The organism is Novosphingobium sp. HII-3 (assembly GCF_002916655.1).
In the GTDB taxonomy this organism is placed as follows: domain Bacteria; phylum Pseudomonadota; class Alphaproteobacteria; order Sphingomonadales; family Sphingomonadaceae; genus Novosphingobium; species Novosphingobium panipatense.
This window is the reverse complement of the sequence record NZ_PPSM01000072.1, coordinates 37,247-59,977: the sequence shown is the minus strand read 5'-3', so window position 1 is coordinate 59,977 and position 22,731 is coordinate 37,247. Positions and strand designations below refer to the sequence as shown.

The 22,731-nt window shown below is 65.2% G+C and carries 13 protein-coding genes; 9 read left to right on the top strand and 4 right to left on the bottom strand.

What is annotated here, in order from left to right; translation table 11 throughout:
• The first annotated feature begins 214 nt into the window (after window positions 1-214).
• From C2R25_RS18360 to C2R25_RS18345, 4 genes are all read left to right on the top strand, one after another.
• Window positions 215-2,989, top strand: coding sequence for a TonB-dependent receptor (locus tag C2R25_RS18360; protein WP_103730554.1), 2,775 nt, complete (start codon window positions 215-217; stop codon window positions 2,987-2,989).
• Window positions 2,990-3,194: 205 nt separating this feature from the next.
• Window positions 3,195-5,018: an alpha-amylase family glycosyl hydrolase gene (locus tag C2R25_RS18355; protein WP_103730629.1), complete on the top strand. Its 1,824-nt coding sequence runs from the start codon at window positions 3,195-3,197 to the stop codon at window positions 5,016-5,018.
• Window positions 5,019-5,060: 42 nt separating this feature from the next.
• Window positions 5,061-6,677, top strand: coding sequence for an alpha-amylase family glycosyl hydrolase (locus C2R25_RS18350; RefSeq protein WP_103730553.1), 1,617 nt, complete (start codon window positions 5,061-5,063; stop codon window positions 6,675-6,677).
• A complete protein-coding gene (locus tag C2R25_RS18345) occupies window positions 6,674-8,728 on the top strand; it encodes a glycoside hydrolase family 97 protein (RefSeq protein ID WP_103730552.1) in 2,055 nt (684 codons plus the stop codon). The genes C2R25_RS18350 and C2R25_RS18345 overlap by 4 nt, the downstream gene beginning before the upstream one ends.
• 15 nt (window positions 8,729-8,743) lie before the next feature.
• Here the strand turns inward: C2R25_RS18345 and C2R25_RS18340 are convergent, their stop codons facing one another.
• Genes C2R25_RS18340 through C2R25_RS18330 form a run of 3 tightly spaced genes read right to left on the bottom strand, consistent with a single transcriptional unit; the run spans window position 8,744 to window position 11,780 of the window.
• Window positions 8,744-9,406, bottom strand: coding sequence for a TadE/TadG family type IV pilus assembly protein (locus C2R25_RS18340; protein WP_103730551.1), 663 nt, complete (start codon window positions 9,404-9,406; stop codon window positions 8,744-8,746).
• The gene (locus C2R25_RS18335; RefSeq protein WP_103730550.1) at window positions 9,403-9,996 is read right to left on the bottom strand and encodes a TadE/TadG family type IV pilus assembly protein; all 594 of its coding nucleotides are present in this window, start codon (window positions 9,994-9,996) and stop codon (window positions 9,403-9,405) included. Before C2R25_RS18335 ends, C2R25_RS18340 begins: the two co-directional genes overlap by 4 nt.
• Window positions 9,993-11,780, bottom strand: coding sequence for a pilus assembly protein TadG-related protein (locus C2R25_RS18330; RefSeq protein ID WP_103730549.1), 1,788 nt, complete (start codon window positions 11,778-11,780; stop codon window positions 9,993-9,995). The genes C2R25_RS18335 and C2R25_RS18330 overlap by 4 nt, the downstream gene beginning before the upstream one ends.
• Window positions 11,781-12,019: 239 nt before the next feature.
• On the opposite strand from C2R25_RS18330, the gene C2R25_RS18325 reads away from it, so the two are divergent.
• The 5 genes from C2R25_RS18325 to C2R25_RS18305 all read left to right on the top strand — a co-directional run bounded on the left by C2R25_RS18325 (window position 12,020) and on the right by C2R25_RS18305 (window position 21,822).
• On the top strand, window positions 12,020-15,121 hold the full coding sequence (locus C2R25_RS18325) for a response regulator (protein WP_103730548.1): 3,102 nt from the start codon (window positions 12,020-12,022) through the stop codon (window positions 15,119-15,121).
• Window positions 15,118-15,984 (top strand): protein-glutamate O-methyltransferase CheR, encoded by an 867-nt coding sequence (locus tag C2R25_RS18320; protein ID WP_103730547.1) that lies wholly within the window; start codon window positions 15,118-15,120, stop codon window positions 15,982-15,984. The genes C2R25_RS18325 and C2R25_RS18320 overlap by 4 nt, the downstream gene beginning before the upstream one ends.
• On the top strand, window positions 15,974-17,797 hold the full coding sequence (locus C2R25_RS18315; protein WP_103730546.1) for a response regulator: 1,824 nt from the start codon (window positions 15,974-15,976) through the stop codon (window positions 17,795-17,797). The genes C2R25_RS18320 and C2R25_RS18315 overlap by 11 nt, the downstream gene beginning before the upstream one ends.
• A gap of 247 nt (window positions 17,798-18,044) precedes the next feature.
• Window positions 18,045-18,827, top strand: a complete 783-nt coding sequence (gene purC, locus C2R25_RS18310; protein WP_103730545.1) for a phosphoribosylaminoimidazolesuccinocarboxamide synthase — start codon at window positions 18,045-18,047, stop codon at window positions 18,825-18,827.
• 163 nt (window positions 18,828-18,990) lie between these two features.
• Window positions 18,991-21,822: a pitrilysin family protein gene (locus C2R25_RS18305; protein WP_233204136.1), complete on the top strand. Its 2,832-nt coding sequence runs from the start codon at window positions 18,991-18,993 to the stop codon at window positions 21,820-21,822.
• On the opposite strand, the gene C2R25_RS18300 is transcribed toward C2R25_RS18305, so the two are convergent.
• Window positions 21,819-22,697, bottom strand: a complete 879-nt coding sequence (locus C2R25_RS18300) for an oxaloacetate decarboxylase (RefSeq protein ID WP_103730543.1) — start codon at window positions 22,695-22,697, stop codon at window positions 21,819-21,821. The two genes, C2R25_RS18305 and C2R25_RS18300, sit on opposite strands and share 4 nt — an antisense overlap.
• Between the last annotated feature and the right edge of the window lie 34 nt (window positions 22,698-22,731).

The following is a 22,731-nucleotide window of genomic DNA, read 5'->3' as shown; positions in this document are numbered from 1 at the left end:
CGCGCCCGTTCCCTAAGATGCGGCAGTTGCCCGGATGCAACGCCCGGTGCCGCAAGAGCACTCACGTATACGTATGCCATATTATGCGCAACGCCGGAGCCTCCTAAGCAGCAGCGAACAGGGGGGCTACGGCAGCAATGCGCGGGCTCCCTTCTTCAGGAGGAAACGCCGGACACCATGCGAAATGGGCCGGCCTGGTTCAGGAGAGGACGTCATGTCGCTACGCAATGAGATTTCGGCCGTCGCGGTTTCATCGCGCACGGCTGTTGCCGCAGCCCTTTTCGCGGCAGCGCTTCCCGCCGCCGCATCCGCGCAGAACGCAAGCCCCGCTGACGAGGGTGCAGCCGCCGCGGACACCATCGTCGTCACCGGCTTTCGCGCCTCGCTGCTCAACGCCATCAATGAGAAGCGCACCGCCGAGCAGATCGTCGAGAGCATTTCCGCCGAAGACATCGGCAAGCTGCCCGACGCTTCCATCGCGGAATCGATCGCCCGCCTGCCCGGCCTGACCTCGCAGCGCGTGAATGGCCGGTCGAACTCGATCGCGATCCGCGGCTTCGCGCCCGACTTCTCGACCACGCTGCTGAACGGCCGCGAACAGACCTCGACCGGCGACAACCGCGCCGTCGAATACGACCAGTACCCGTCGGAAGTCGTCAGCGCCGTCAACGTCTACAAGACGCCCATGGCAAGCCTCGTCGGCCAGGGCCTGTCGGGCACCGTCGACATGCGCACCATTCGCCCGCTGGAAGCCGGGAAGCGCATCATCTCGGTCGGCGCACGGGGTTCCTACGCCGATCTCGGCAAGCTGAACGCCGGTTCCGATGACATGGGCTACCGCATCAACGGCATGTACGTCGACCAGTTCGCCAACGACACGATCGGCGTCGCGCTGGGTGCGAGCTACACCGACGAGCCCTACCAGATCCAGGAATTCAACGCCTGGGGTTATGGCGAGACGGCCGACGGCAGCCGCGTGATCGGCGGCTCCAAGTCCTACGTCACTTCGACCAAGCTGAAGCGCCTGGGCCTCAACGGCACCCTGCAATGGCAGCCGACGCCCAACCTGACGACCACGCTCGACGGGTTCTACTCGAACTTCAAGGACGACCAGATCAAGCGCGGCGTCGAGCTGCCGTTGTCCATGGACACCGACACCGCCGTGCTGACCAACCCGACCGTGGTGGACGGGCTCGTCACGGACGGCACCTTCACAGGCGTCAAGGGCCTCGCCCGCAACGACCTCTTCAACCGCCACGCCAAGCTCTACTCGTTTGGCTGGAACACGAAGTGGGAAGGCGACGATGGCTGGAAGGCCTTCGTGGATGTCAGCTACTCGAAGACCGACCGCAGCGAACTCAGCATCGAGACGACCGCCGGGACGGGCCGCTACCTCGTCGGCGCCTACGACACCGTCGGCTTCACGATGAGCCCGAAAGGCGCCATCTTCTCGCCGACGATCAACTACGGCGATTACGGCAGCATCCTGCTGACCAGCCCGCAGGGCTGGGGCGGTGACCAGACGGCCGTCGACGGCACCCGCATCATCAATGGCCAGGACGGCTACTACAACGACCGCCGGATCAAGGACGAGCTCTGGCAGTACCGCGTCGAAGTGGAGCATGAGTTCGAAAGCGGCTTCCTGCACTCGATCCAGGCCGGCTGGAACTACACCAACCGGTCCAAGACGCTGGTGCCCGAAGAGTACTTCCTGGGCCTTGCCGCTAACACCGACGGCCTGACCAGCGTCCCCGTTCCGGACCAGTACCGCACCGGTCTCACCAGCCTTCAGTACCTCGGCCTTGGCCAGGTCATCAGCTACGATCCGGCCGCGCTCGTGCGCGACGGCATCTACAACCGTGTCGCCAACCCCTACGGCGACGTGGTGGTCAAGAGCTACGCGATCCGCGAACGCCTGATGACCGCCTACCTGCAGGGCAACCTCGATGCGGACGTGGGTTCGGCGCACCTGACCGGCAACTTCGGCGTGCAGGCGCAGTGGACGGACCAGAACTCCCGCGGCGCCAGCGCCGTTCTGCTGGGCCAGAACTCCAACGGCTCGCCTAACGTCGGCGCGCTCGTCCGCAACGACAGCGTCGACTACCTCGATGTCCTGCCGAGCATGAACCTGTCGCTGCGCTTCCCGAGCGAAACCGTGGTGCGCTTCGCGGCGGCCCGCGAGATCATTCGCCCGCGTCTCGACGACATGCGCGCGTCGGAAAAGTTCGATTACACCATCACCGGCGGCGTCGCTCAGGTGACCGGAGAATCGGGCAACCCGTACCTGCGCCCCTGGCGCGCAAACGCCATCGACCTGACGTTCGAGCAGTACTTCAGCGGCAAGGGCTACATCGCGGCACAGTTCTTCTGGAAGGATCTGAAGAGCTACATCTACAACCAGCAGTTCACGGTGCCGACTGACACCCTGTCGCTGCAGGATCCAGGCAACGGCGTGGTGCTTTCGCCCACGGCGGAGCTGACGACGCCGATCAACGGCAAAGGCGGCAAGCTCTACGGCGTCGAAGTCGCCACCACCCTGCCGTTCGAGACCTTCGTCTCCGCGCTGGAAGGCTTCGGCGTCACCGGATCGGTCGCCTACACGAAGACCAAGATCAAGCCGACGCCGGATTCGCCGTCCACCGACCTGCCCGGCTACTCCAAGTGGGTCGCCAACGGCACCGCCTACTTCGAGAAGGCTGGGTTCAACGCGCGCGGCTCGGTCCGTTACCGCTCGACCTTCCTGGGTGAAGTCTCCGGCTTCGCGGCCAACCGCGTCCGCCGCCGCGCCAAGGCGGAGACCATCATCGACGCCCAGATCGGTTATGACTTCCAGGCGGGCAGCGCACTTGAAGGTCTCTCGCTCTACATTCAGGGCCAGAACCTGACGGACGAGCCTTTCGTCACCACCAACCCGGGCGATAACCGCGAAATCATCGACTACCAGCGCTACGGTCGTCGCTTCCTCGCAGGTTTCTCCTACAAGTTCTGATCGTGCTGCCTTGGCGCCGAACGGGAATCTCCTCCTCCCGGGCGGCGCCACACCGGCGGAACCGGCGAAGTTCCTCCCTTCCCGGTTCCGCCTACCCATCCCGATGAAGGGATCGCTCCGCCTCCGTACTGGCAAGGCAGGGCATGACATCATCCTGTTCGCCTGGCGCGGCGCGCCCGGCACCGGCCATCTGGAGAATGCCCCGATGAACCGCCTCATCCCTTCGCTCGCCGCACTGGCGCTGGCCCTCTCACACGGCAGCGCGTTTGCCGGTCCCGCCGAGGACATGCGCGCCCGCACGCCGGAACAGGAAGTGATCTACTTCGTCCTGCCGGACCGGTTCGAGAACGGCGACCCGTCGAACGATCGCGGCGGCCTTAGCGGCGGCAAGCTCGATCATGGCTTCGACCCGGCCGACAAGGCGTTCTACCATGGCGGCGACCTCAAGGGCCTGACGAACCGCCTGGATTACATCCAGAACCTTGGCGCCACCGCGATCTGGGTGGGGCCGATCTTCAAGAACAAGCCCGTGCAGGGCCCTGACGACCAGAAGAGCGCCGGATACCACGGCTACTGGATCACTGACTTCACACAAGTCGATCCGCACTTCGGCACAAACGACGATTTCAAGGCCCTGGTCGATGCCGCCCACGCGCGCGGCATGAAGGTCTACATGGACATCATCGCCAACCACACGGCCGATGTGATCCAGTTCAAGGAGGGCCTCGCCGAGGGGTATCCCTACCGCTCCAAGGCGGACTATCCCTTTTCCCGGCGCGGAGGCCTGAAAGGGCCGGCAATCAACGCCGGCTTCGCCGGTGACGCCGATCCGAGCACGGAAAATTGGGCGAAGCTGACCGATCCCTCCTTCGCGTACACACCCATCGTCCCCAGGGCCGAGAAGAACGTCAAGGTTCCGGCCTGGCTGAACGATCCGGTCTGGTACCACAACCGCGGCAACACGCATTGGAAGGGCGAAAGCGCGCAGTACGGGGACTTCGTGGGTCTTGACGACCTCGCGACGGAGAACCCGCGCGTGATCGCGGGCATGATCGAGATCTACGGCGACTGGATTGACCGCTTCGGCATCGACGGCTTCCGCATCGACACGGCCCGTCACGTCAACCCGGAGTTCTGGCGCCAGTTCGTCCCCGCCATGCTTGAGCGAGCGAAGGCGAAGGGCATCCCCAACTTCCACATCTTCGGCGAAGTGGCGACGGGCGATTACGATCCCGCCCTCCTCGCTTCCTGGACCCGCGATGCGGACCTTCCCGCCGTTCTCGACTTCGCGTTCATGCGCGCCGTGAACGATGCGGTGGGCGGGGCGAAGGACGGCGGTACGGAAACCCTCGCGCGCCTGTTCACCGACGATGCGCTCTATGCGGGCGGCACCAAGGGTGCGCTCCAGCTTCCGACGTTCCTCGGCAACCATGACGCGGGCCGGCTGCCGATGTTCCTGAAGCTGGGCCAACCGCTTGCAAGCAACGACGAGCTGCTGCGCCGCTCGATGCTGGGTCACGCCATGCTGCTGACCCTGCGGGGCGTGCCGACCATCTATTACGGTGACGAGCAAGGCTTCGTCGGTCACGGCGGCGACCAGTGGGCGCGCCAGGACATGTTCGCTTCGCAAGACCCGCTGCTGACCGACGAACTCCTCCTCGGAACGGCCCGGGCGCCGACCGCCGAGCACTTCGATCCGGCGCACCCGCTCTACCGGCACATTGCCCAGCTTGCCCGACTGCGGCGCGATACCCCTGCGCTTCACGCGGGGAGCACCAAGGTCCGCGCCTCTTCCGAAAAGCCCGGCCTCTTCGCCGTATCGCGCTTCGATCCGAAGACCGGGCGGGAAGTGCTGGTGGCCTTCAACACCTCGACCGAGGAAGTGCGCGCCAATGTGGTCGTGGAGCCCGGCTCCGCCCGGTTCCGCTCACTGGCCGGGTCCGGCTGCCCGGCCGCCCCGACGGCTCCCGGCTCGCTGGGTCTGACGCTCCCGCCCCTCGGCTTCACGGTCTGCGCGGCGCAGCCCTGAGCGCCTTCGCTCCCCTGACTTTCCCTCCCCGGAAAAAACGCGATGACCAAAGAAACGATTTCCAATGCCCCCTGGTGGCGCGGCGCGGCCATTTATCAGATCTACCCGCGCAGCTTCGCGGACTCCAACGGCGACGGCATCGGCGATCTGAAGGGCATCGCCGCGCGGCTTGACCATGTCGCCCGGCTCGGCGTCGAAGCCGTATGGATCTCTCCGTTCTACGCCTCCCCCATGGCGGATTTCGGCTACGACATCTCGGACTACTGCGCGGTCGATCCGATGTTCGGCACGCTTGAGGACTTCGACGCCCTGGTGACGCGTGCGAAAGAGCTGAACCTCAAGATCATCATCGACCAGGTCTACGCGCACACCTCAGACCGCCATCCCTGGTTTGCCGAAAGCCGCACCTCGCGCGACAATCCGCGCGCGGACTGGTACGTCTGGGCCGATCCCAAGGCGGACGGCACTCCGCCGAACAACTGGCAGTCGATCTTCGGCGGCCCGGCATGGCGCTGGGACGCACGGCGTGGCCAGTACTACATGCACAACTTCCTGGCCGAACAACCGCAGCTCAACTGCCACAACCCCGAAGTGCAGGACGCGCTGCTGGGCGTGGCGAAGTTCTGGCTCGATCGGGGGGTCTCGGGCTTTCGCATCGACGCCCTCAACCACGCGATGCATGACCCGCTCCTGCGCGACAATCCCGCCGCTTCCGATGACACCCGCGTCCGGACCCGGCCCTATGACTTCCAGGTGCAGGTCTACAACCAGTCCCATCCTGACCTGTTCGGCTTCATCGAACGGCTGCAGGCGCTGATTGCCAGCTATCCCGGCACCTTCTCGCTTGCGGAAGTGGGCGGCGCGCGCGCGGGCGAGGAGATGAAGACCTTCACGCAAGGGCCGGACCGTCTCGACAGCGCGTACGGCTTCGATTTTCTGTACGCCGAGAACCTGACGCCCCGGCGCATCGCCGCAGCGCAGGATTACTGGCCGGACGAGGCGGACGTGGGCTGGCCCAGCTGGGCTTTTGAGAACCACGATGCGCCCCGCGCCCTCTCCCGCTGGTGCGCGCCGGAGGACATCGACGCCTTTGCGCGGATGAAGACGATGCTCCTGCTCTCCTTACGGGGCAATCCGATCCTGTTCCAGGGCGAGGAGCTCGGCCTGCTGCAGGACGAGATTCCGTTCGAGATGCTGCGCGACCCGGAAGCCATCGCCAACTGGCCGCTCACCCTTTCGCGCGACGGCGTGCGCACGCCCCTGCCTTGGCTGGCGCAGGACGAACACGGCGGCTTCACCGCCGCAACGCCCTGGCTGCCGATGAGCGCGCAGAACCTCGCTCGCGCCGTCGACCGTCAGGAGGCCGATCCGGACTCCCTGCTCCATCTCACCCGGAGGCTCGTTGCACTGCGCAGCGGCAATGCCTCGCTTCGGCGCGGTTCCTGCGAGGTCGTGGTCGCCGACGAGACACACCTGGTCCTGCGCCGCGCCTGGGACGGCCAGAGCGTCCTCACCGTGTTCAACATGGGACCGCAAGCCACGCCGTGGCCGACCGAAGTGCCGACCACGGGTGAAGCCCTCGCCGCCGTCAACGACGCCGAAGCCGGCACGCTGCCCGCCTGGGGCGGCATCTGGATCATCGAAGGAGAAACCGCATGAAGTCGCCGCTCGCCCTGTTCGCAACGGCCGGTATCGTCCTTTCCGCTCCCGCCATAGCGCAGGACGCGAAGCCCTCCGTCACGGCGGCTTCGCCCGACGGCTCGATCGTCCTCACGGTCACCACCGATAACGACAGCCGCCCGACCTGGTCGGTGAGCCGCAAGGGCAAGCTGCTGATCGCACCTAGCAAGCTCGGCTTCGTGCTGACGGACGGGCTGAACATGACTCGCGGCTTTGCCATCGCAGGCAGCGAGACAGCGCAGGGCAACCAGACTTGGGAGCAGCCCTGGGGCGAACGCCGCTTCGTAAAGGACACTCACAACCAGCTGACCGTGCGCTTCCGCCAGGCGGAAAACCAGGGCGCGCGCCTGATGAACGTCACGTTCCGCCTGTTCGATGACGGCATCGGCTTCCGCTACGAACTGCCCGAGCAGCCCGGGCTCAAGACGATGAAGATCGCAGACGAGACGACCGAGTTCGACATCGTGCCCAAGGGTACGGCCTGGTGGATTCCGGGCGGCGAATGGAACCGTTACGAGCAGGTCTATCAGGAGACGCCGATCGAAGCCGTTTCCACGGCGCACACGCCGATCACCATGAAGCTCGAGGACGGCACTCACATGTCGTTCCACGAGGCCGCGCTGGTCGACTATGCCGGGTACTGGTTCAAGCGTGCCGATGGCCAGAAATTCCGCACCACGCTGGCTCCCTCCTCCCAAGGCGCGCGCGTCGTGCGCGACCTGCCCTTTGCCACTCCCTGGCGGACCGTACGCATCACCGACGACGCGGCAGGCCTCGTCGAAAGCGATCTGGAGCTCAATCTCAACGAGCCGAACAAGCTGGGCGATGTCAGCTGGGTGAAGCCGGCGCGCTACATCGGCATCTGGTGGGGCATGATCCGCAACGACTGGAGCTGGGCGGAAGGTCCGAAGCACGGCGCGACGACCAAGCGAACGATGCAGTACATCGACTATGCCGCAAAGCACAAGTTCCGCGGTGTGCTGGTGGAAGGCTGGAACAAGGGCTGGAACGGCGACTGGTTCGGCCATGGCGACGAATTCAGCTTCACGGAAGCGACGCCGGACTTCGACCTCGAAGCGGTTACGAAGTATGCTGCCCGCAAGGGTGTCCGCCTGATCGGCCACCATGAGACAGGCGGCAACATCGCCAACTACGAAGCCAACATGGACGCGGGCTTCGCGCTCTACGGCAAGCTGGGCGTGGACACGGTAAAGACCGGTTACGTCGCCGACCATGGCGGCATCATCGCCAACACGGATCACCCGGGAGCGCCGGTGGGGCCGCTGCGGATGGAGTGGCACGACGGCCAGCGGATGGTCCAGCACCACCTCGCCGTGGTGGAGACGGCCGCCAAGTACCACGTCGCGATCGACGCCCATGAGCCGGTGAAGGACACGGGCCTGCGCCGCACCTATCCGAACTGGGTGTCGCGCGAGGGCGCGCGAGGCATGGAATACAACGCCTGGGGCAAGTTCGCGAACGGCCCGGAGCACGAACCCACGCTCGTCTACACGCGCATGCTTTCCGGCCCGATGGACTTCACCCCGGGCGTGCTCAGCCTTGAAGGTGCGCAAGGGCCGCTCGCCTCGACGCTCGCCAAGCAGCTGGGCCTTTATCTCGCGCTCTACTCGCCGATCCAGATGGCGGCGGACTTCATCGAGCAGTTGGACAAGCATCCCCGCGAGATGAACTTCATCGAGTCCGTTCCTACCGACTGGTCCGAAAGCCACCTCATTGCCGGTGAAGTGGGCGACTACGCCATCTTCGCACGCAAGGATCGCACCTCCGAGCGCTGGTTCGTGGGCGGCGTCAACGACGCGACAGCGCGTACCGTCACGCTGCGGTTCGACTTCCTCGAACCGGGCAAGACCTACAAGGCAAGCGTCTGGAAAGACGGCGAAGGCGCCACCTATGAAACCGAAGCGCGTCACAGGATCGCCTATGACACGCGCACGGTGCGCAAGGGGGACAGTCTCGACGTATGGCTGGCGCCTGGCGGTGGAACCGCTATCCGGTTTGAGCCGAACTGAGCCGCTTCCAGGGCCTCAGGAGCAGCGCGACTGGGCGGGGCTCGTCCCTTCCGTCACGCCTGAGGCCGTGCTGGCGCGAAGGTCGCGATCGTCACGCACGATGAACGCGGCTTCGCGCCGGAAGGTGGGCCGGCCGACGAACCAGGAGCCGAACAGCGGCTGGTACGTATAGCTGACCTCGGCGAACATCACCGCCGAATTGGGCACGGCGGTGATCAGGGGACTGCCCATCCCGGCCAACGTGGTTCCGGTCAACCCGGCCTTCTCCCTGCCGTACCGCGACACGACCGCCAGCTTGCCACGGCAGCGTTGCCAGTGGATGTACTGTCGCCCGGTTGCCGAATCGCGCTCAAGGCTGGACAGGATGATCCGTCCATTGTCCTCGAACTTGAAGCTTGAGCCCTGAATCAGCGCCCCGGTCATGACCGAGTCCACCATGGTCTCCGTGACGGTCGGAGAGACCGCACTGTTGTCCGTCTGCCCCAGGCGCGAGGCGTTGTCGGCCACTGTCGAGGCGATCTGGCCGACCTGCATGTTGACCGTGGCCATCCATGCCAGTTCGGTGCCGTAGAAGCCCAGCGTCACCAGAATGGGCAGGATCAGCGCGAACTCCATGAACGAGACGCCGCGCTGGTCGCGCTTCAGGCGCCGTGCGAACCGCATCGCTTGGCACATCATGAGCAGGTTCCCGACGAGGAGCCGTACTTTTCCTGAAGCGCAAACGGCTGGTTCTTCTGCACGGCGGTCGCGCTCTGGGTGCGCAACGCGCCGGCGTTCGGCATGAAAGGCACCACGAACACAGGCTTGTACTTGACGGTCGCCGTGTAGAGGACGACGTCGTTCGCCCCGCCGTTGTCGTTGGTGCCGACGTCCGCATCCCAACGGTTGTTCCTGTTCTCGTCGGTGTAGATCTCGGCGTTGTCGCAGCGCCCGTTACCGTTCTTGTCATTCCAAAGCTCGGCGCGCTTGATGTCGGCGAAATCGTAGTAACTGACCCGCTTAAAGGTGACCGCGGCTGCAGGCGCGACTGTCTTGACCATTTTCTCCACGTAGGCATCCGACTGCGCGGTATTGGCGATCTCCAGGCTGTTGCGCCGCGACGCTTCCTGCACTGCGCCCAGCAGCACCGACACGATGTAGGCGTTGTAGGCCATGTCGAAGATGCCCATCAGCAACAGGATCAGAACCGGCGCGGCGACCGCGAACTCGATGATGGTGGCACCCCGCGCGTCGTCGCGAAGCCGCCTGAGGCTGGTCGGGATCCTCACTCCACCACCCTCAGTTCACCGACTTGCTTGGCGATCTCCTGGAACGCCGCGTTCAGTTCCGCGGAGTTGTTCGCCACATAGGAGCTTGAGTCGGACGCGCAGGCCTTCAGGTCGGAGTTGATGCTGGTCGTGAAGGCGATGACCCAGACGCGGATGCCCTTGTCCTTGATGGCCTCACACACGGCGCGGAACCGCGAGGTGTGCCGCGCGGCGTCGCCCGAAGACCCGTCGCTGGTGACGCGACGGTCCCAGTACTCCATGCCCCAAGCCTGCTGGATCAGGTAGTTCGGTTCCATCTCACCATCGGTCATGAAGATGAGGTGGCGCGACACTTCGCCGCCGTTGCGGGGTTCCTCGTTCACGACCGAGGACCAGAGCCCCTGCGGCGAGAGCAGGCGGCCACCCCAGATCATGCCGATGTCGAGGTAGGTGCTGCCCTCGGCCTGAAGGGAATCCGCGTAAGCGTTGAAGGCGCTCTGGCTCATCGGCGCCAGAAGCTGCGCGGGCACCGGGCAGTAGGACGGCGCCGAGCCACCGTCCGTGGTGTTGGCCGTCGTGTAGTTGCTGCGGCTGTCCCAGCGGCGGTATGCAACTTCTGGCCACATCGGCTTCCACTTCGTCGCATCGCGGTTCACGTCGGGCGCACCATCGAGGTCGAGATCAAGCGCGCCCGCAGGGCTGATGCCAAGGATTGACGAGTAGCTGAAGGCGCTCTGCGCCACAGTCTGGCGTTCCTCGATGCAGCCGGCCCAGACGGAGGAGACGTTGGCACCGTTGGTTCCGGTGGGCGTAGTGACGCGGGCGAAGGTCTTGTACACGCTCGTGTCATATTCGTAAGGCTGATAGGACCAGCCCTGCGTCACCGAGCGCGATTGATAGCGCACGTTGAGGACGTAGACCGTCCTGCAGAAGATGACCAGGAAGCAGGACCGTTCCTCCTGACAGCTATACTCGTACTTGCGCTGCGTGCCGCTGCTAAAGTCGGTGAAGTCAGCGGAGTTCGCCGGCCGATTGGCGTTGCATTCCGCCAATGTAGTGTAATCGGTCGTGTTGGATCGCGACCAGTTGGTAAAGTTCCCCGGCGTGCCGTACGACGCCTCCCACACGCGCGACTGGTATGTCTGCTTGTCGACGATATAGCGGCGATCGCGGTCCATGATGAGCCGGCCGACATTCACCGACGAGCTGTAAGGCACGAACCCGTACCGTACGCGCGCGTTGCTGCTGGCGGTGGCGGCTGCGATCGTGCCGTAGAAGTTCTTCATCGCCGCACGCAGGGCCTGGATCCGGGTCTGCGAGCCGGTCAGGGCCGTGTTCATGGAACCCGTGGTGTCGAGCACCATCATGACGTCCGAGTTGCCCACGCCCATGGAGCTGCTGCACGTCACCCGGATGTCGAAGGTATTGCGTCCGAAGACACGCATGACAAGCGTGTTTAAAACTGTTGTGGCGGTGCCCACCACCGTCTGCCCATTGTCTGGCGAGGTGACGTTGAGAACAGGATCGTCCTCTAAGTTCGCGCTGCGAACATTGGTTTTGAAATATGCTTTGGCCGCTTTCACCGAAGTGTCATCCAAACCGGCAGTCGTGACCGTGCGCCGCCCGGCCAGAACGCCGGCGTCGCACGCAGCCTGCATCTGGCTGCGCACAAGGTAACTGCGGCTGATGTCGATGGCGGAGCCCACGATGGCAACGGCCACCAGCATGCCAGCTGCCGCGATCGGCAGGACGTTGCCTGAGGTGTCACGAAACAGTTTCGCCGCGAAATCAAATGCTTTACGCATCGTCAACCAAGCTGTCCTTGCATTTGTCCCGATCTTCCCGATGTTAATACCGCGAATATCTTAAGGAAGTTTTCGCATCGGCTCCGGCGGCACCCGCCAGAAGCGGCATCAGGCGGAGCGAAAAAAATTATATCGCCGGGAACCAGCAATGCCCTTCGGGCGTTGTTTGCCCGATCCGAAGGACCGCGCGCAGGGGGGCGGTTCCGAATTCCAGGCAGTTATCCCTGCGAGTTGAGTGAATGGCGACGGCGCGCGGACTGGATAACTCAAAGCTCCTCTACATCCTGCTTCCCCTTGTAATCGGATTGACTTTCGTCGCCGACACGCTGCTGCCGCTGGGAACCTCGATCTGGGTGATCTACCTGCTGCCAACGGTTCTGGCGTATCTGGCACCGCACCGTCTGGCGCCGATCGCGGTGGCAGCCGTGGCCACGGTGCTGGTGGTCGTGGGCTATCACGTCGCCCCCACGGGCGTGGGGCAGAGCGTGGCCCTCATCAATCGTACGCTGGGCACGATCACCAATCTTCTTCTCGCCGGCATCGGCGCGGCGTTCATCTCGTACCGCAATGCGACCCGTGCGCTGCAGGCCGTCCGAGAAGGTGAAGCCACGCTGTCGCGCAACGTCGCGGGCAACCTGGCGCTTCAGGAGCTTGCCCAGCGGGCCCTGACCTTCCTTGCGGAGCGTTTCGACGCCTCGGCCGGTGTCATCTACGTCGAACAGGACGGCACTTACAATCGTGTCGCAAGCTATGGCGTTCCCTCCAGCGCGGACGTGCCTCACAAGCTACAGCCTGGCGACGGTCTGCTGGGCGAAGTGATGCGTGATGGCCGCTCGCGGATCATCACCAAAGTGCCGGCTGGCTATCTCGCCTTCGGAAGCGCGCTCGGCCATGCCGCCCTCGACAAGCTGGTCCTTGGCGGAACCGTGATCGACGGCAAGATCAACGCCGTGATCGAGCTCGGCTTCCTCGACGATGCCGAATCGCGAGCGCCCGAAGCTCTGCAATTCCTCGATGTCGTCAGCGCCTCGCTTGGCCTCAGCCTGCGCGCGGCCAAGTACCGCGCCCGGCTTGAGCAACTGCTTGCCGAAACACAGCAGCAGGCCGAGGAGCTCGCCAACCAGAGCGAGGAACTGCGCACCACCAACGATGAGCTCGAAGCCCAGAGCAAGGTCCTGCTCCACTCGCAGGCTCAGCTCGAGGAGCAGCAGGCCGAACTCGAACGGTCGAACGCACAGCTGGAGGAGCAGGCCAACTCACTCGAGGCGCAGCGTGACGAGCTGACCCGCGCGCAGGCCCTGCTGCGCGGCCAGGCCGAGGATCTCGAACAGGCGAGCCGCTACAAGAGCGAGTTCCTGGCGAACATGAGCCACGAACTGCGCACCCCGCTCAACTCCCTGCTTATCATGGCGCGCCTTCTGGCGGACAATCGCAGCGGCAATCTCAGCGACGAACAGGTCCGATTCGCCGAGACGATCGAAACCTCGGGCAACGACCTGCTCACCCTCATCAACGATGTTCTCGACATCTCCAAGATCGAGGCCGGCAAGCTCGACCTGGAGCCGCGGACGGTGCCGGTCTCGGCCATCGTCTCCAAGCTGCGCGATACCTTCGCGGCTTCCGCCGCCAAGAAGAACCTGGATCTGCGGCTTGAGATCGCCAGCGACGCGCCGATCGAGATTGAAACGGACCCGCTGCGCCTCGAACAGGTTCTCAAGAACTTCCTGTCGAACGCCATCAAGTTCACCGAGCGCGGCCATGTCGCGCTGGAAGTCACGCAAGCCGGGGATCGGATGGCCTTTACGGTGCGCGACACCGGCACGGGCATCCCGGAAGACCAGCAGGGCACCATCTTCGAGGCCTTCCGGCAGGCGGACGGCGGAATTGCCCGCAAGTACGGCGGCACCGGCCTCGGCCTTTCGATCTCCCGCGAACTGGCGCAGCTTCTCGGCGGCGCGATTACGCTGGAGAGCACGCCCGGCAAGGGCAGTGCGTTCACTCTCGCCCTGCCCCGGCGCTTCGACGCGGCTTCCGCTCCTGAGCATGTCCGCCAGCCCTCCCCCACGCCGCTTGCCAGCCCGCCGGTCCCCGGCCCCACGGTCAGCCGGCGTATCGCCGCGGTGCCGGACGATCGTGAGACGCTGAGCGGCGATTCGCGCATCATCCTCATCGTCGAGGATGATCCCGCATTCGCCCGTATTCTGGCGGATCTGGCTCACGAAGTCGGCTTCTCGTGCCTCATCGCAGGTACGGCCGACGAAGGCGCGCTTCTTGCCCGCCAGTACCTTCCGCAGGCCGTCATCCTCGACATGCACCTGCCCGACCACACCGGGCTTTCCGTGCTCGACCGCATCAAGCGCGACGCGCGCACGCGCCACATTCCGGTCCACATCGTCTCTGCCGATCACGACGATCACGCCGCCCTGGCAAGCGGCGCGGTCGGCTACCTGTTCAAGCCGGTCAGCCGCGACACGCTAGTCGATATGCTGGAAGGGCTTGAAGCCCGGATGGCGCAGCGTCTGCGCCGCGTCCTTGTGGTGGAGGACGACGCGCAGCAGGCCCAGGCGATTCACCATCTCCTCGCCTCGCGCGACGTCGAAACGGTCGAGGTCCATTCGGCGGCGGAGTGCCTCGACAGCCTCGGCGCCGAAACCTACGACTGCATGGTCCTTGACCTCAACCTCCCCGACATGTCGGGGCTGGACCTGCTCGAACGCCTCTCCCACGACGAAAGCGTCGGCTTCCCGCCGGTCATCGTCTACACCGGTCGAGATCTCTCGGCCGAAGAGGAGATGCGGCTGCGGCGCTACTCCAAGTCGATCATCGTCAAGGGAGCCAAGAGCCCCGAGCGCCTGCTCGACGAAGTGACGCTGTTTCTCCACCAGGTCGTGTCCGACCTTCCGGCGGAAAAGCAACAGCTTCTGGCCCGCTCCCTGGGTCGCGATCAGGCGCTTGAAGGCCGGCAGGTCCTCGTGGTCGAAGACGATATTCGCAACGTCTATGCGCTCACATCGGTGCTCGAACCGCATGGCGTATCCGTACGGATCGCCCGTAACGGCATCGAGGCCCTGGGCGAACTGGCCCGCGTGGCCGATAGCGACGGTTCAGCGGTCGATCTCATCCTGATGGACGTGATGATGCCCGAGATGGACGGCCTCACCTGCATGCGCGAGATCCGCAAGGATGCGCAATGGTCGCGTCTGCCGATCATCGCCCTCACCGCCAAGGCCACCGAGCGCGACCACCGCGAGTGCCTTGAGGCCGGCGCGAACGACTATCTTTCCAAGCCGCTGGACGTGGACAAGCTGCTCAGCCTGGTGCGCGTCTGGATGCCGCGATGATGGTGATCCGATCCGACGACACGCTTGCGGATATCGAGCTCGACCTCATCGTCGAGGCCATCTGGCGGCGGTACCAGTATGACTTCCGGGACTACTCGCGCGCATCGCTGCGCCGCAGGCTGGAGCACGCGCAGGCCCACTTCGGCCTGCCGCACATGTCCAGCCTTCTCGATGTCATTCTGCATGATCCGCAGAGCCTGCCTGTGCTGATCGGCACCCTGACCATCCAGGTCAGCGAGATGTTCCGCGATCCGTCGTACTTCCGCGCGATCCGCGAGCAGGTCATCCCGCACCTTGCCACATGGCCGTCGGTCAAGGTCTGGGTGGCGGGCTGCGCCAACGGGGAGGAGTTCTATTCGCTGGCGATCCTCTTCCGCGAGGCCGGGCTTGAGGAGCGCACGCACTTCTACTGCACCGACATCAGCCGCGCAGCCCTGGCGAAGGCGGAAGCGGGCATCTACGAAATCGAACGCATCGCCGGGTTCTCGCGCAATTACATCGAGGCCGGCGGACTGGGCTCGCTGTCGGACTACTACACAGCCAGCTACGGTGTCGCCCGCTTCGATCCCGCCCTGCGTCGCCGCGCCGTCTTCGCGGACCACAACCTTGCCAGCGACGCGGTCTTCTCCGAGGTCCAGCTGGTTTCCAGCCGCAACGTCCTGATCTACTTCGACCGGGCCTTGCAGGACCGCGCCCTCGGCCTTTTTGCCCGGTCGCTCCCCCCCGGCGGTTTCCTCGGCCTGGGCGCACGGGAGACCATCAACTTCTCGGCCGAAACCGAGAGCTTCGCTGAGTTCGCGCCGCAGGAGAAGATCTGGCGGCGCACGACTCACGACGCGCTGGAGGCCAATTTTGCTGAATGAGCCTCTGAAAATCCTTGCGGTCGATGACATCCGCGAGAACCTCGTCGCGCTGGAGGCCGCGCTTGATCAGCCCGGCGTCGAGCTTGTGACGGCATCTTCCGGGTTTGAGGCGCTCGAATTGCTCCTCAAGCACGATTTCGTCCTCGCCCTGCTCGATGTGCAGATGCCCGAGATGGACGGGTTCGAATTGGCCGAACTGATGCGCGGCACCGAGCGTACGCGCGGCGTTCCGATCATCTTCCTGACCGCCGTCGCCACGGACGAACGGCGCAAGTTTCAGGGCTTCGAAGCCGGGGCGGTCGATTACCTCCTCAAGCCGATCGACATCACCGTCCTCAACTCCAAGGTTGCAGTGTTCGTCGAACTGGCCCGCCAGCGACGCGAACTCGCGTTCCAGCGGGACGAACTCGGCGCCGCGCTCAGCCGCCTGCGGGCGCATGGCGACAATTCGCCGCTTGCAGTGCTGGAGATCGATTCCTCCCTTCGCATCGTCGGCTGGTACAAGAGCGCCGAGCGGACGCTGGGCTACCTGGGTTCCGAAGTGCTGGGTCAGTCGCTGCACGATGCGCCTTTTCTGCCGCCGAATGCCGGACGGGAGGAGTTCCTCAACGGCATGACCGCCCTGATCGAGGGCGGTGATCGCCGCGCCATGCAGGAACACAGCTACTGCCGGGCAGACGGCATGCTGCGCGAGGGGGAATGGTACTGCTCCTCCCTGGCGGGCAACGGCCTGAGGCCCGGGAGCGTGATGATCGAAATGCTCGACATCACCGAACGCCGCCGCGCCGAGGAGACGCAGCGGTTGCTCATCGGTGAATTGAATCATCGCGTGAAGAACACGCTGGCGACGGTCCAGGCCATCGCTTCCCAGGGATTCCGACACGCCCGCTCGCACAAGGACTTCCAGGACGCCTTCACCGGCCGCCTCCAGGCTCTGTCCAGAGCGCACTCGATGCTGAGTGCGACCACTTGGGAAAGCGCCGGACTGCGCAGCCTCATTGCCGATCATGTCGCCATCGGCGCCGTGAGCGAGGAGCGCCTGCTGCTGGACGGCCCCGATGTCGATCTTTCGCCGGAACTGGCGCTGCGCTTCTCTCTGGTGTTCCACGAACTGGCCACGAACGCGCACAAGTACGGGGCTTTCTCCAATGCCGTCGGCACGGTGCGCCTGACGTGGACCTGCACGGACAATGTCCTGCACATGGAATGGCTCGAGCGGGGCGGTCCGCCTGTCCAGCCGCCAGAACGGCGCGGCTTTGGCTCCACCCTGATCGAGCACAGCATGCTTGCCGACGGGGCGCAGATCGTGTCGGACTTCGCTCCGGAAGGCGTGACGTGGACGATGACCCTTCCGCTCGGACCCGCTGTCGTCGGCGGAGCGGTCAAGCCGCCCCCGCCGCCAGTCTGCGCCAGGCCGGACCGTCCCGCCGCTTCGGAGCCACTCCCGCACCTGCGCATCCTGGTGGTCGAGGACGAGCCACTGGTGGCGATCGAACTGATGATGGAGATAGAGGACGGCGGCTGCGTGCCACTCGGTCCTGCCACTTCCTGCGACCAGGCCCTTGCGCTCATCAAGGAGACCGGCCCCGATCTTGCCCTTCTCGACGGCAACCTCAACGGCGAGAAGATCGGCCCGGTGGCCGACGAGCTGGCCCGGCGGCGCACACCGTTTGCCTTCATCAGCGGCTACGACCGCGAGCATCTGCCACAGGCGCATTGCGACCGTCCGATGCTAAACAAGCCTTTCCTATCGGCAGATGTTCGGAACATGCTGCTCGAACTGGCGGAGAGCGCAAAGGACCGCGTACCGTAAGGCCGCCGCAGGAACGCGCCGCCACCCCGGAGCGCTTTCGGCGATTCGCGCCTCGTCGCCCGTCGCGGCAGAGGCGTGACAATGGCACCACGCCTTGTCTCTTTCGCCCCTTTGCGTCCGAAGCGGCGCGGGCAATCCTGAGCGCGGTTTGCTTTTACACCCGCTTGCACTATATGCGCGCTCGAACGCCCCGGCCGTCCCCAAGGCGCCGGGGCTTGCTCTTTTGATCGTTTCAAGGACCACGCGCATGTCCCGTCGCCGCCAGATCTACGAAGGCAAGGCCAAGATCCTCTACGAAGGCCCCGAGCCCGGCACGCTGATCCAGTACTTCAAGGACGACGCGACCGCTTTCAACGCGCAGAAGAAGGGCACCATCCAGGGCAAGGGTGTCATTAACAACCGCATCAGCGAGTATGTGTTCACGCGCCTGAATCACATCGGTGTACCCAACCACTTCATTCGCCGTCTGAACATGCGCGAGCAGCTCGTTCGGCAGGTCGAGATCATCCCGATCGAGGTGGTCGTGCGCAACGTGGCGGCCGGCTCCATCTCCAAGCGGCTCGGCATCGCCGAGGGCGAGATGCTGCCTCACACGCTTATCGAGTACTATTACAAGGACGATGCGCTCGGCGACCCGATGGTCGCTGAAGAACACATCGCCTGCTTCGGCTGGGCCAACCACGACGAGATGCAGGACATCGCCGCCATGGCGATCCGCGTGAACGACTTCATGGCCGGCATGTTCGCCGCCATCAACATCCGCCTCGTCGACTTCAAGCTCGAGTTCGGCCGCATCTGGGATGGCGACTACAGCCGCGTGATCCTGGCCGACGAGATCAGCCCGGACGGCTGCCGCCTGTGGGACATGGTCACCGGCGAAAAGCTCGACAAGGACCGCTTCCGTCGCGACCTCGGCGGGGAGGAGGAAGCCTACCAGGAAGTCGCCCGCCGTCTCGGCCTGCTCCAGGATGATGCCGGCCCGAGCGAGGTGCTCGACCTGTCGAAGCACCGCAAGCTGCGCGGCAAGTAAGCCACAGGCGAGAGATGGAACAAGAAGGAGCGGTGCTTTGCGGGCGCCGCTCCTCTCGTTTCGGATTCACGCCTGCCGGCTTCGACTTTCCCGCACGCTGCGCCACCACCCCCTTGCCACCGCTGCCGCCCCTTCGCTACGTCGTGGCGCGATGAGAGGTTCCTTGATCGCGCTTCTCCTCGTGCTGGTGCCCCCGCCACTGGCAGCGAAGGAGAAAGCCCCCCACGCCGACATGACCTGGGCTTTCCAGCACAGCGACGTACCCGTCGATCCCGCGTTCCGCTTCGGACGGCTCGAAAACGGCATGCGGTATGTCATCCGTCGCAACGCGACACCCGCCGGGACCGCCGTCGTTCGCCTGAACGTCGAGGTGGGATCGCTGGACGAAGGGCCTGCCGAACAGGGCTTTGCGCACTTCGTCGAACACATGGCCTTCAACGGTTCCACGCGCGTGCCGGAAGGCCAGATGGTGCCCCTTCTGGAGCGGGAGGGCCTTGCCTTTGGTGCCGACACGAACGCTTCCACCAGCTTCGAGCGCACGGTCTACAAGCTCGATCTGCCGCGCAATGATCCCGCGCTGATCGACACGGCGCTGATGCTGATGCGCGAGACCGCCGGCAACCTCACCATCGCGCAGGCAGCGGTTGATCGGGAGCGCGGGGTCATCCTCTCGGAAATGCGGGACCGCAATTCCTGGGCCTTGCGCAACGCCATCGAGTCCACCCGCTTCTTCTACCCGGGTTCGCTTTACGCGCAGCGCTTCCCCATCGGCACGGCCGAAACACTCCAGGCCGCCAGCGCAGCAAGCCTGCGCGCCTTCTACGAACGCGAGTACGTTCCCGCGCACACGACCCTCGTGATCGTCGGTGACTTCGACGTGGATGCCGTGGAAGCGGGCATTCTGCGGCACTTCAACGACTGGGCGCCCAAGCCGGCCGAGCCTCAGCCCGCACCAGGCCCCTTCTCGCGCAAGGACAGGAACCGCGCGTCCGCCTACCTCGACCCCGCCTTGTCCGAGCGCGTCACCGTCCAGCGAAACGGCACATCGCTGCACAAGCCCGACACGATCGCGGAGCGGCGCGAGAGGCTGCTGCGCTCGATCGGCTACGACATCGTCAACCGACGGCTCCAGCGCCTCGCCCGCAGCGCACAGCCTCCTTTTCGGGGCGCGGGTTTCGGCACGGGCGACGTGTTCAAGGCCGCCCGGTCGACACGACTTATCGTCGATACCGTCGACGGCAAGTGGCGCGCGGGTCTCGAAGCCGCCGGCCGGGAGTACCGCCGCGCCCTCGCCTACGGCTTTTCCGAGGCGGAAGTGGCCGAGCAGGTCGCGCAGCTTCGCACGGCAAGCGTGAACGCGGCGGCCGCCGCCTCTACCCGCAGCAACGCCATGCTGGCGCAGCTTGCCCTCACGCTCGTTGAAGACCGCCTCGTGCCGTCGACGCCGCAGTCCTCGCTCGAACGGTTCGAGGCTTTCGCCCCCGACATCACACCCGCTGCCGTGCTCGCCGCCCTGAAGCGCGAGGCGCTGGCGCTTGATGCTCCGCTCATCCGCTTCCAGGGGCGTCAGGCGCCCGAAGGCGGCGAAGCGGCGCTGCAGGCGGCCTGGAACGATGTAATGCACGGAAAGGTGGAGAGGCCCACCGCCGCCGACACCGCGCAGTTCGCCTATACGGACTTTGGCCCGCCCGGACAGATCACCTCGGACACGCGCCGGGACGATTTCGGCCTGCGGGAGGTGCGCTTCGCGAACGGCGTGATGCTCAACCTCAAACGGACGGACCTCGAGAAGGACCGTGTGCGCGTCAGCCTCTCCATCGACGGTGGGGATCGGCTCAACACCCGCGACAACCCTCACGCCACGCAACTGGTGCCTAACCTCGAGGATGGCGGCCTCGGCCGGCACAGCCGCGACGAACTCGATACGATCCTTGCGGGGCGCAGCGTGTCGCTGGGTCTCGGCCGGGGAGAAAGCAGCTTCGACACGCGTCTGGTCACCACGCCGCGCGATCTGGAAATCCAGCTCCAGCTCCTGACGGCGCTCATCACCGACCCGGGCTACCGGCCTGAGGGAGAGGTGCGCTACCGGCAGGCCATCAACAACTTCTTTGCCCAGCTCGACGCTACGCCCGCCTCCGCTCTTGGCGCGCGGCTTGGCGCAATCCTGAGCGACAGCGATCCGCGCTTCAGCCTTGGGGACGTTGAGGCGTACCGGCAACTCACTTACGCGAAGCTGCGGAACGATATCGGCGACCGGCTTGCCAAAGGTGCGGTGGAAATCGCGCTTGTCGGTGACATCGACGAGGATACCGCGATCGCCCTTGTCGCTCGGACGTTCGGCGCGCTTCCGCCACGTGAAAGGGGCTTTCACGAAGAGTCGGCCGGCCCGCCGCGCCCGTTCACCCGCGACCGCTCCCTGCGAATCGTGCGGCACTCCGGCCCCGCCGACCAAGCGCTGCTGCGCATTACCTGGCCCACCCGTGACGACAGCGACGCGGTCGAAGCGCTGGCGCTGGAGATGCTGGAGCGCGTCATGCGCGTCGAACTCACCGACCAGCTGAGGGAAGCGCTGGGCAAGGCTTACTCACCCTCGGCAGCCAGCAGCCTCTCGCGCGGATGGAAGGGCTACGGCACCTTCTCCGTCAACGCCTCCATCGATGTGACGGACGTGCCCGCCACGCGCAAGGCGATTGCACAGGTGGTCGACGAACTGCGCGCCGCGCCGGTAAGCGAAGACATCCTGCGCCGCGCACGGCAGCCGCTCATCGAAGCCTACCAGAACGCGCTGAAGACCAACGGCGGCTGGATGGCGCTGGCGGCCCGGGCGCAATCGCAACCAGACCGGATCGAGCGTTTCCGGAACGCTCGGGATCGGCTGCTGGCGCTTACACCGGCAGACGTGCAGGCTGTTGCCCGCCGCTATCTCGTGCAAGGCGCGGGAGTCGAGGTGCTGGCACTGCCCAAGGATGCGGCAGTACCCGCTCCCACCTCCTAGCGGGCGTGGTTCGGACGGGTTTCCCTGCCCGTTCGCTCCGCCCAGTCGACGATCAGGTCGTCGTACAGCTTCTGGTCGATCAGCTCGTACTTTTCCTTGAAGTCGCCGAATGCGGCGGCTGCGCTCGCGACCGAGCCGGTTTCCATGAGATCCCGCGCCATCTTCAGGTGGTTGACCGCGGCGGAGACCCAGCCCCAGCCCGTGGAAAGGGTGAAGCGGGTATCGGGCAAGTTGAAGCCGAGGGTGCAGACGGGGATCGGCATGTGCGGAATGACCTGCGCCTGCTGTTCGGGCGGAGCGCTGGCAAAGACGATGGCATCCGCACCCGCCTCGGCGTAGGCCTTGCCCCGCCGGATGGCCTCTTCCACAGATCCGGTGCCGCCGCCGCCGTTCGCACTGGTGTACAACTCGTCGCAGCGCGCGATGATGACGAGGCCCGAATCGCCACGCGCCTTGACGCCGGCCTCGATCCGGCACTGCATCTCTTCCACCGGGCAGAGCCCGTTCACATGCTTGGAGTGCTTGGGGTTCACCTCGTCCTCGACGTGGTACCCGGCGACCCCGGCTGCGACGTACATCTTCGTGAAGCGATAGGCGTCCGCCACTGTCTCGCCCAAAGTGTCGGCATCGGCGACAAGGGGGATATCCATGGCCTGCGCGATCCTTCCCGCTTGATCGATCTGCTCGATCTGGCTGAAGATGCCGTTGTCGGGCACCGCGTAGTGGAAGGCCGAACAGGCATGGCCGCCAAGGTAGGCGGCCTTGAACCCGACGTGCTGGACGATTCGCCCGGTAAGCGCGCTGTACGCTTCGGCAGCCACGAAGTGCTCGCCGCTCTCGATCAGCGCGCGCAGCTTTTCACCCGGTGTCGGCATGTCCTGTCTCCCTCTCTGGGATCGAGGGCTCGCA